The sequence below is a fragment of the Actinomadura mexicana genome (assembly GCF_900188105.1).
GTDB lineage: Bacteria > Actinomycetota > Actinomycetes > Streptosporangiales > Streptosporangiaceae > Spirillospora > Spirillospora mexicana.
The window spans coordinates 1-1587 of the sequence record NZ_FZNP01000043.1 but is presented as its reverse complement, the minus strand read 5'-3'; the positions used below and the strand labels follow the sequence as shown (position 1 = coordinate 1587).

At 64.4% G+C, this 1587-nt stretch carries 2 protein-coding genes; both read left to right on the top strand.

Going from position 1 to position 1587, the window contains the following annotated elements:
* Positions 1 to 90: 90 nt before the first annotated feature.
* Positions 91 to 510, top strand: a complete 420-nt coding sequence (locus CHC11_RS42295) for a transposase (RefSeq protein WP_143227499.1) — start codon at positions 91 to 93, stop codon at positions 508 to 510.
* On the top strand, positions 507 to 1547 hold the full coding sequence (locus CHC11_RS39925; protein WP_143227498.1) for an IS3 family transposase: 1041 nt from the start codon (positions 507 to 509) through the stop codon (positions 1545 to 1547). The genes CHC11_RS42295 and CHC11_RS39925 overlap by 4 nt, the downstream gene beginning before the upstream one ends.
* Positions 1548 to 1587: the final 40 nt, after the last annotated feature.

The window sequence follows — 1587 nt, the reverse complement described above, 5'->3', positions numbered from 1 at the left end:
CCCTCTGTGTCAGGCTCAGGTGGGACACGAGGGGATGAAGTTCCCTAACTGATGCGAACAGGGCGAGAACGGGTACTAAGCAGAGTGACGATGACCAGCCACGATCTTCCTTCCAGTGACGGGCCGCGGACCGGCCGGCCCAAGCGGCGGACCTTCACCGCCGCCTACAAGTTGCGGATGGTGGAGGAGTACGACGCGGCCGAGCATGGCGACAAGGGCGCGCTGCTGCGCCGTGAGGGACTGTATGAGTCCAGCGTTCAGTTGTGGCGCCGGCAGCGCGACGCCGGTGAACTGACCGCTGCGGGAACGAGTCGCCCGGCCGCCAAGAAGGAGAAGACGCCGGAACAGGCCGAGTTGGAGCAGTTGCGTAAGGAGAAGGCGCGGCTGGAACGGCAGAACACCGCCATGGCCAGGAAACTCAAGCAGACCGAGGCCGCCCTGGACATCATGGGAAAAGGTATCGCGCTCTTGGAAACGATGTCCGAGAGCGCGGACACCGAGAATTCGTGACCCTCGGCCGGGATGAAACATTTTCTCTGCTGATCGAGCATCTGCCGATTCATGTCTCGTGTGCGTTGTCGGGTGTGCCGCGCAGTAGTTTCTACCGGCGGCGGAACCCGGTCCCGGAAAGCAGTGAGCCGGCGGCACGTCCGGCGCCGCCGAACGCGCTGAGCGAGAGCGAACGGGCCGAGTTGGTCGAGGTGCTCAACAGCGATCGGTTCGCCGACAAGGCACCCCGGCAGGTGTGGGCCGCGCTGCTGGACGAGGGCGTGTACCTGGCGTCGGTGTCGACGATGTACCGGGAACTGCGCAGGCGTGACCAGGTCCGGGAGCGGCGCGCCCAGGCCCGGCACCAGGCGCGCACCAAGCCGTATCTGGCCGCGCACGCCCCCAACGAAATCTGGAGTTGGGATATCACGAAACTGCCCGGGCCGGGGCCGCGGCAGTTCTATGACCTGTATGTGATGCTCGACATCTTCTCCCGTCACGTCGTGCACTGGGAGATCCACCTGCGCGAGTCGGGTGAGCTGGCCGAGCGGTTCATGCAGAACTCGTTCATCGCCAACGGCGGGATCGTGCCCGGCACCATCCATTCCGACAACGGAACCTCGATGACCTCCAAGCCGGTGACCGCGCTGCTGGCCGACCTGGACATCATCAAGTCCCACTCCCGCCCGAAGGTGAGCAACGACAACCCCTACAGCGAGGCACAGTTTCGAACCTTGAAGTACTGCCCGGTGTTCCCGGAAAGGTTCACCTCGCTCGACGAGGCCGAGACGTTCTGCCACCATTTCTTCGACTACTACAATCACCGGCATTACCACGCCGGGATCGGGCTCCACACGCCGTTCACCGTGCACATCGGCACCGCACACGCGATCCAGCACCAGCGAGCCGCCACGATCGCGGCGTTCCGTGCGGCCAACCCGCGACGGTTCACCCAGCCGCCAACCCTGCCCAAGATCCCCACGGTCGCGCAGATCAACCGACCCGACGAAGACACCACCGACCAGACCAGTCCTGACCAGGAGAAACGCGCCGCCTAACGATCACTTGCCCCTGTCTCGTTTGACTTGACACCTACCG

Excerpts from the sequence above, each read along its gene's own strand:
- CHC11_RS42295 (WP_143227499.1), top strand. The coding sequence starts at position 91 with ATGACCAGCCACGATCTTCCTTCCAGTGACGGGCCGCGGACCGGCCGG.